Raw genomic sequence first — 6,919 nt, 5'->3', positions numbered from 1 at the left:
GGGCGCTTCAGCCTCGGCGCCGGAGAGGGCGGTGTTGATCGCTGCACGCAAGCGCTCGGGCTTGATCGGCTTTTCGACCACGGCGGCCATGCCGATCTCCAGATAACGCTTGGCGTCGTCGGGGTCGGCGTTGGCCGTCAGGGCCACGATCGGGGTCTGGGACACCGGCCCGTCCAGCGCGCGGATGGCGCGGGTCGCCTCGACGCCGTCCATGCGCGGCATCTTGATGTCCATGAGGATAAGGTCGAAGCGGCCGCCCTTGACGGCCTCGAGCGCCTCAAGGCCGTCCTCGGCGTGGGCCGAGGTGCAGCCGAACATTTCGCACAGGGCCTGGGCCACCACGCGGTTGGTGGCGTTGTCGTCGACGATCAGGATGTGCGGCTGGGCCGTCAGATTCAGGTCGGTCAGCTCGGCGACGTTGGAGGCGACGGCCTCCTCGGTCTCGATATAGGCGCGAGGGGCGCTGAGGCCGAAGATGAAGGTGGCGCCGTGGCCCGCGTTGCTCTCAGCTCGGATCGAGCCGCCCATGGTCTGCATCAGCAGCCGGCAGATCGGCAGGCCTAGCCCACCCGCCTTGGCGTCTTCGTGGCGCGCCGCGACGTCGAACAGGTGTTCGATCCGTTCGGCTTCGATGCCCTGGCCATTGTCGCGCACGCGCGCCTCGATGATCAGGCCCTCTCCCTGGACGGCGGCCTTCAGCGAGGCCTCGACCACGCCATTGCGGGCGTATTTCAGGGCGTTGCCGATCAGATGGTTGAACACCTGGCGCAGGCGTAGGCCGTCGACCTCGGCGGCGAGTTCGGTGTCGCCCTCATAGCCGACCATCAGGCTGACGCCGTCCTGGGCCGCGCGCGGCGCCCACAGGGTCTCGATGTCGTCCATCAACTGGCGCAGCAGGACGGGCTTGGGATTGAGCGTAAGCTCTCCGGCTTCCGCGCGGGCGAGGTCCAGCGCGTCCTCGAGAATGCGCATGGTGGTCTCGGAAGAGTCCACTATGGTCTGCACATAGGCCTTGGCGTCCGGGCCGATAGGCTGGCGCTGCAGCAGTTCGGCGACCGCCAGCACCCCGTTCATGGGCGTGCGGAGCTCTCGGTTCAGGACCGAGAGGAAGGTGCTCTTGGACCGCGCGGCGGCCCGGATCTGGTCGGTGAACTCGGCCTCGCGGGCGGCCGCGGCCGCACGGTCCGCCTCGCCGTCCCGATCCTCGAGCGCATTGGCCTGGAGCAGGCGGACGAGCGAGCCGACGCCGGCGTAACGGCCCTCGTGCGTAATGATGAAACCACGCAGCACATTGGAGGCGCGCTGGGACAGCAGAGCCTGGCCGAGCGTCGAGACCTTGACCGAGCCCTCGACGACGACCGGCTCGTTGTCCATCAAGGCCGACACCGGGCGCGAACCGTACAGGGTCCGTCCATTCTCGGCGGCCAGCTTGCGCAGGAACGGATCGCGCTCCACCACCCCCACCGGGCGGCCGTCCTCGACGACCGCGAGCAACAGGCAGTCCGGCTCACGGTCAAACCGGTCAAAGACCTCGCTGCACGGCGTTTCCGGGCGGACGGGCTCGGAACGTTCACTCAAGGCGTCGATCGTCGGCATGCAGGCCTTCGAGAACTACTGGGTCCTGCAATATCCACAGCAGCGTTTGCGGAAGGGTTAAGGGTGAAACGCGCGTTTTCCGGCGCCTATTCCAGGGTCTCGGTCCCCACCCAGGCCAGATAGGCCGGATTCGATCCACCGGGCGCGACGGGCAGGGCCACCACGGCGGGGGTGTCATAGGGGTGGCGCTCCAGGATCAGGGCCGTCAGCCGCTCGACGCAGGTCGTGCGGGTCTTGAAGATCACCGGGGTCTCGACGGCCCGCTCCACCGCGCCCTCCCAGCGGTAGATGGACCGGGCGCCCGACAGGATGTTGGCGCAGGCCGCCAGCCGCTCGGCCACGGCCTCGGCTGCGAAGGTCTCGGCGGTTTCCGCGTCGGGCCAGGTGGTGTACAGGAGCACGATCTGATCCACGTCTGAGCCCTTTTGCATGCGCGCGGCCGAACGGCCGACCGCAGGTTTGTCATGTCCGAAACCCCCTCACAGCCGCAAGGGTCCGCGCTCGTCCTCTTTTCGGGCGGACAGGACAGTGCGACCTGCCTGGCGTGGGCGCTTGACCGCTACGAGCGCATCGAGACGGTCGGTTTCGACTATGGCCAGCGGCATGCGGTGGAGATGCGGGCCCGGCTGACGGTGCTGGAGCGCCTGCCGCGGCTGAAGCCCGAATGGGCCGGGCGGCTCGGGCCCGATCACACCATCGACCTGACCGGCTTCGGCCAGATTTCCGACAGCGCGCTCACGTCCGACCGGGCCATCGAGATGGATGCGCGCGGCCTGCCGACCAGCTTCGTGCCGGGCCGGAACCTCGTCTTCCTGACCTACGCCGCGGCGCTGGCCGACCGACGGGGGATCGACGTCCTGGTCGGCGGCATGTGCGAGACGGACTTCTCCGGCTATCCGGACTGCCGCCGCGATACGCTGGATGCGCTGCAAGCGGCGCTCAGGCTGGGAATGGCCCGGCCGTTCGAGATCGTCACGCCCTTGATGTCGCTGACCAAGGGCGAGACCTGGGGACTGGCCGAACAGATCGGCGGCCGGCCGCTGGTCGAGCTGATCCTGGAGGACAGCCACACCTGCTATCTGGGCGAGCGCGGCGCGCGCCACGCCTGGGGCCACGGCTGCGGCGCCTGTCCGGCCTGCGAACTGCGGGCCCAGGGCTGGGCCGACTACGCCGGGGTTCCGGCATGACCTATTCGGTCAAGGAGATCTTCCTGACGGTGCAGGGCGAGGGCGGCCAGGCCGGGCGGCCTGCGGTCTTCCTCCGCTTTGCCGGCTGCAACCTGTGGAACGGGCTGGAGCGTGACCGGGCGACCTCCGTCTGCACCTTCTGTGACACCGACTTCGTCGGGACGAACGGGGAGGGCGGCGGCAAGTTCTCGACGCCCGAGGCCCTGGCCGATGCGGTCGCCGCCCTTTGGCGGGGCGGGGAGGGCGATCCGCGCCTCGTCGTCTGCACGGGCGGGGAGCCGCTGCTGCAGCTGGACGCCGCCCTCATCGGGGCCCTTCACGCGCGCGGCTTCGAGATCGCGCTGGAGACCAACGGCACGCTTCCGGCGCCGGCCGGCGTCGACTGGATCTGCGTCAGTCCCAAGGCCGACGCCGAGGTCGTCCAGACCTCCGGCCAGGAGCTGAAGCTGGTCTATCCGCAGCCCGGCGTGGACCCGGCCCGCTTCGAGGGGCTCGGCTTCGAGCGCTTCTGGCTCCAGCCCATGGACGGGCCGGACCGCGAGGCCAACACCCGGGCCGCGCTCGACTACTGCCTGACCCATCCGCGCTGGCGCCTCAGCGTTCAGACACACAAGTACATCGGCGTCCCCTGACCATGACCACCTTCGAAGTCACCAAGGCCGCGACCTTCGACGCCGCCCACCACTTTCCGCTGGGTCCCGAGGGCAGCCCGCACCGGCGCGTGCACGGCCATTCCTTCCAGGTCGAGGCCAGCGTGTGCGGCCAACGCTCGGGCGATATGGGCTTCGTCGTCGACCTGACGCACCTGGAGGCGCGCCTGAAGGCGGCCGCGGCCGAACTCGATCACTCGCTGCTGAATGAGCACGCGGGACTTGAGAAGCCGAGCCTGGAAGCGCTCTGCCTGTGGTTCGCGGGCAAGCTGCAGCCGGAGTTCCCCGGGCTGTCCCGCGTCACCCTGATCCGCCCGACCATCGGCGAGCGGTGCGTGCTGGAGCTCTAGGGGTCGTCTGACTGTCGACGCCCAGGCCATGCTGGCATATATTGCCAATGCATCGTCTGGAGCACCCCGATGGCAACCCGCAACGTTGTTCTTACCGATAGCCAGTCTGCGCTGGTGGATCGACTCGTCGCTTCAGGCCGATACCAGAACGCCTCGGAGGCCCTGCGCGCGGGCCTGAGGCTGCTCGACCGCGACGAAGCTGAACTGGCTGAGCTGCGCACGCGCCTCGACGAAGGCCTGGACCAGGCGCGTCGAGGCGATCTGGCCGACGGCTCGGGCGAGGATGCGGTCCGGCGCGCTTTCGCGGCCGCGCGTTCGCGGACTTGATTGCCCGGCCCTGGCGGCTGACCCGCCAAGCCGAAGCCTCGCTCATGGAGATCGCACGCTGGACGCACGAGACCTTCGGTCCGCGTCAGATGGCCGCCTACGAGGAAGACCTTGTCACCCGCTGCGCGGAGATCGCCGCCGGCACGGCGGCGTCACAGGATTGTCGCCGCCTCGTGGACCCGGAAGCGCCTGAAGATCTACGCTTCGCCCGCGCCGGCCAGCACTTCATCGTCTTTGTCGAGCAGCCGGATCAGGTCACGATCGTCGATTTCCTGCATGCCCGTTCCGACGTTCCACGCAGGCTCGCTGCGCTCGGCGATCCGAAGCGCGGGCGCGACAGCTGACCCTGCGGAGCGTCTGACGGCTAGCGGTCGTCGCGCGGGACGTAGACCGAGCAGTCCTCGTTCGAGCCACGGCGCACGCGGCGCTCGCACTCGCGGCGCATCTCGCGCAGCTCCTCGGCGTCGGAGGTGGTGACGGCGTCGACGCCGGCCCCCACGACGGCGCCGGTCGCACCCACCGCCGTGCCGACCACCGCGCCCGTCACGCCCACCGCGGCGCCGGCGACGGCGCCGACCAGGCAGCCCTGCAGGCCGAGCGAGGCGAGGAGCACGCCCGCGAGGGCGAGAGTGCGAAGAGGACGGTTGGTCATGACAGGTTCCGGCGACTCGCCCCCCGTGGGCCCGCCCTGTCTAGCGCACGACGGACCCGGAGGGGATGCGACCTATCGGCTGTCCACCATCACCAGCTCGGCGTCCTCCAGCGCGGTGATCGTCAGGCTCGGCTCGTCCTTGATGGCCGCGCCGTCGCGAGCGCCGATGCGCACGCCGTTGATCTCGACGGCGCCGACGGCGGGAACGAGATAGCCGTGGCGACCCGCGTCCAGCTCGTAGGTCAGGCTCTCACCGGCCTTGAGCGTCGCGCCAAGGACCCGCGCTTTCGCGTTGATCGGCAGGGCGTCCTCGTCGCCCTCGACGCCCGAGGCCAGGACCGCGAACCGGCCGTTACGCTCCCCCTTAGGGAAGGGCCGGGCGCCCCAGCTCGGCTCGGCCCCGCGCTTGTCGGTCTCGATCCAGATCTGGAACAGGGTCGTGGCCTCGGGCTCCATGTTGTACTCGGCGTGGCGCACGCCGGTGCCCGCGCTCATCACCTGGACGTCGCCCGCACCGGTGCGGCCCTTGTTGCCCATGGAATCCTGGTGGGTGATCGCGCCCGTCCGGACATAGGTGATGATCTCCATGTCGGCGTGCGGGTGCGGCGGAAAGCCCGAGTTGGCCGCGATCCAGTCGTCGTTCCAGACGCGCAAGCTCCCCCAGCCCATGTTGTTGGGGTCGTAGTAGCTCGCGAAGGAGAAGTGGTGCTTGGCGTCCAGCCAGCCGTGGTTGGCGCCGCCGAGCTTATCGAAGGGTCTGCGTTCGATCATGGAAAAGCCTCCCTGAGGGGTGTGTTGAGGCCTATATAGGTAACAGTGTGGGTTACGGAAGGGCGCGGCAGCCGCTCGTGGGTTCCGTACGCAGGAGTTCAGGGCCGCTTCGTCGGACTCGATAGGTCTGGCGAACATTCACGCGGTCGCCGATGCGACAGCCTGCCATCGACGGCGTCTCAAAACGGAAGACTTCGGCACCCACCCTGACGAGAGCGATTGGCTTCGAGCCCTCTGACGACCGAACCGGTCCCGTAGCCACGACCTCACCCGTTCGATGCTCTTGGTAACGCGGGCCGAGATACCTCAGGCCGACGAAAGACCCTATCCCCAGGGCTAGGGCTATCGCCAGAACCAGGTAGGGGATCGCCGCGCTGAGCATGCTCGCCGCCCCTTGGCTGACGGCTTGCCACGCCCGCCACAGCTTCCAGCGGAGCTTATGACGGTAGGCGACGACGGGTTTCACCCCACCTGCCCCCGGTGCCTCAGCATGGCGTCAGCCAGCACGCAGGCGGCCATGGCCTCCACGACCGGCACGGCGCGGATGCCCACGCAGGGATCGTGGCGGCCCTTGGTTCGGATGTCGGTCTCGAAGCTGTCGCGGGTGACGGTCCGGCGCGGCGTCAGGATCGACGAGGTCGGCTTGAAGGCGACGCGCGCCGTGATCGCCTCTCCGGTGGAGATGCCGCCCAGGACGCCGCCAGCGTGGTTGGAGAGGAACAAGGGCTCGGCGTCCGAGCCCAGGCGCATCTCGTCGGCGTTCTCCTCGCCCGTCAGTTCGGCGGCGCCGAAGCCCGCGCCGATCTCCACCCCCTTGGCGGCGTTGATCGACATGAGGGCCGAGGCCAGCTCGGCGTCCAGCTTTCCGTAGACTGGCGCGCCCCAGCCGGCGGGGACGCCCGTGACCTCCAGCGCCACGACCGCTCCGATGGACGAGCCTGCCTTGCGGACGTCCTCCAGATAGCCCTCCCAACTGGCGGTCTCGGCGGTGGCAGCGTTCAGCGGATTGGTCTCGACCGCGTCGAAGTCGTAGGCGTCCGCCGCGAGCTTATGGAAGCCGATCTGCACCAGCCCGGCGCGGATGCGCACGCCGTCGCCCAGCACCTTCCTCGCGATCGCGCCGGCCGCGACCCGCATCGCCGTCTCGCGGGCCGAAGACCGGCCGCCGCCGCGATAGTCCCGCACGCCGTACTTGGCGTCGTAGGTGAAGTCGGCGTGCCCGGGACGATAGGCGCGGGCGATCTCGCCATAGTCCTTCGAGCGGGCGTCCTCGTTCTGGATCATCAGGCTGATGGGCGTGCCGGTGGTGACCGGGCCGGCGCCGTCGTCGAATGTCCCCGAGAGGATGCGCACCGTGTCGCTCTCGGCCCGCTGGGTGACGAAGCG

At 69.3% G+C, this 6,919-nt stretch carries 10 protein-coding genes; 5 read left to right on the top strand and 5 right to left on the bottom strand.

Annotation, left to right across the window (positions count from 1 at the left end; genetic code table 11):
• The coding region (locus tag Q0M60_RS00595; protein WP_296814589.1) for a response regulator at positions 1 to 1,596 on the bottom strand (1,596 nt) is incomplete at its 3' end.
• An 86-nt stretch (positions 1,597 to 1,682) separates the two neighbouring features.
• Positions 1,683 to 1,997, bottom strand: coding sequence for a divalent-cation tolerance protein CutA (gene cutA, locus Q0M60_RS00590; protein ID WP_296814587.1), 315 nt, complete (start codon positions 1,995 to 1,997; stop codon positions 1,683 to 1,685).
• A gap of 63 nt (positions 1,998 to 2,060) precedes the next feature.
• Here cutA and queC point away from each other — a divergent pair, with 63 nt between their 5' ends.
• From queC to Q0M60_RS00565, 5 genes are all read left to right on the top strand, one after another.
• Complete coding sequence (gene queC, locus Q0M60_RS00585; protein WP_296814584.1) at positions 2,061 to 2,783, top strand: 7-cyano-7-deazaguanine synthase QueC; 723 nt, start codon at positions 2,061 to 2,063, stop codon at positions 2,781 to 2,783.
• Positions 2,780 to 3,415: a 7-carboxy-7-deazaguanine synthase gene (gene queE / locus Q0M60_RS00580; protein WP_296814582.1), complete on the top strand. Its 636-nt coding sequence runs from the start codon at positions 2,780 to 2,782 to the stop codon at positions 3,413 to 3,415. The genes queC and queE overlap by 4 nt, the downstream gene beginning before the upstream one ends.
• 2 nt (positions 3,416 to 3,417) lie before the next feature.
• Positions 3,418 to 3,783, top strand: coding sequence for a 6-carboxytetrahydropterin synthase (locus Q0M60_RS00575; RefSeq protein WP_296814579.1), 366 nt, complete (start codon positions 3,418 to 3,420; stop codon positions 3,781 to 3,783).
• A 69-nt stretch (positions 3,784 to 3,852) separates the two neighbouring features.
• Complete coding sequence (locus tag Q0M60_RS00570; RefSeq protein ID WP_296814576.1) at positions 3,853 to 4,110, top strand: type II toxin-antitoxin system ParD family antitoxin; 258 nt, start codon at positions 3,853 to 3,855, stop codon at positions 4,108 to 4,110.
• The gene (locus Q0M60_RS00565; protein ID WP_296814573.1) at positions 4,107 to 4,454 is read left to right on the top strand and encodes a type II toxin-antitoxin system RelE/ParE family toxin; all 348 of its coding nucleotides are present in this window, start codon (positions 4,107 to 4,109) and stop codon (positions 4,452 to 4,454) included. The genes Q0M60_RS00570 and Q0M60_RS00565 overlap by 4 nt, the downstream gene beginning before the upstream one ends.
• A 20-nt stretch (positions 4,455 to 4,474) precedes the next feature.
• On the opposite strand, the gene Q0M60_RS00560 is transcribed toward Q0M60_RS00565, so the two are convergent.
• From Q0M60_RS00560 to aroC, 3 genes are all read right to left on the bottom strand, one after another.
• Positions 4,475 to 4,762 (bottom strand): hypothetical protein, encoded by a 288-nt coding sequence (locus tag Q0M60_RS00560; protein WP_296814570.1) that lies wholly within the window; start codon positions 4,760 to 4,762, stop codon positions 4,475 to 4,477.
• 72 nt (positions 4,763 to 4,834) lie between these two features.
• Positions 4,835 to 5,533 (bottom strand): pirin family protein, encoded by a 699-nt coding sequence (locus Q0M60_RS00555; RefSeq protein ID WP_296814568.1) that lies wholly within the window; start codon positions 5,531 to 5,533, stop codon positions 4,835 to 4,837.
• Positions 5,534 to 5,995: 462 nt separating this feature from the next.
• Positions 5,996 to 6,919: chorismate synthase (aroC, locus tag Q0M60_RS00550; protein ID WP_296814565.1), on the bottom strand; the 924-nt coding region annotated here is incomplete at its 5' end.

Source organism: Brevundimonas sp., assembly GCF_024711105.1.
GTDB lineage: Bacteria > Pseudomonadota > Alphaproteobacteria > Caulobacterales > Caulobacteraceae > Brevundimonas.
The sequence above is the reverse complement of the archived record's forward strand: the minus strand, read 5'-3'. Positions and strand labels throughout refer to the sequence as shown.

Bases quoted from the DNA above. Each gene is read 5' to 3' on its own strand.
- Q0M60_RS00575 (WP_296814579.1), top strand. From the start codon at position 3,418: ATGACCACCTTCGAAGTCACCAAGGCCGCGACCTTCGACGCCGCCCAC.
- queE (WP_296814582.1), top strand. From the start codon at position 2,780: ATGACCTATTCGGTCAAGGAGATCTTCCTGACGGTGCAGGGCGAGGGC.
- queC (WP_296814584.1), top strand. From the start codon at position 2,061: ATGTCCGAAACCCCCTCACAGCCGCAAGGGTCCGCGCTCGTCCTCTTT.
- Q0M60_RS00570 (WP_296814576.1), top strand. From the start codon at position 3,853: ATGGCAACCCGCAACGTTGTTCTTACCGATAGCCAGTCTGCGCTGGTG.
- Q0M60_RS00560 (WP_296814570.1), bottom strand. From the start codon at position 4,762: ATGACCAACCGTCCTCTTCGCACTCTCGCCCTCGCGGGCGTGCTCCTC.
- Q0M60_RS00555 (WP_296814568.1), bottom strand. From the start codon at position 5,533: ATGATCGAACGCAGACCCTTCGATAAGCTCGGCGGCGCCAACCACGGC.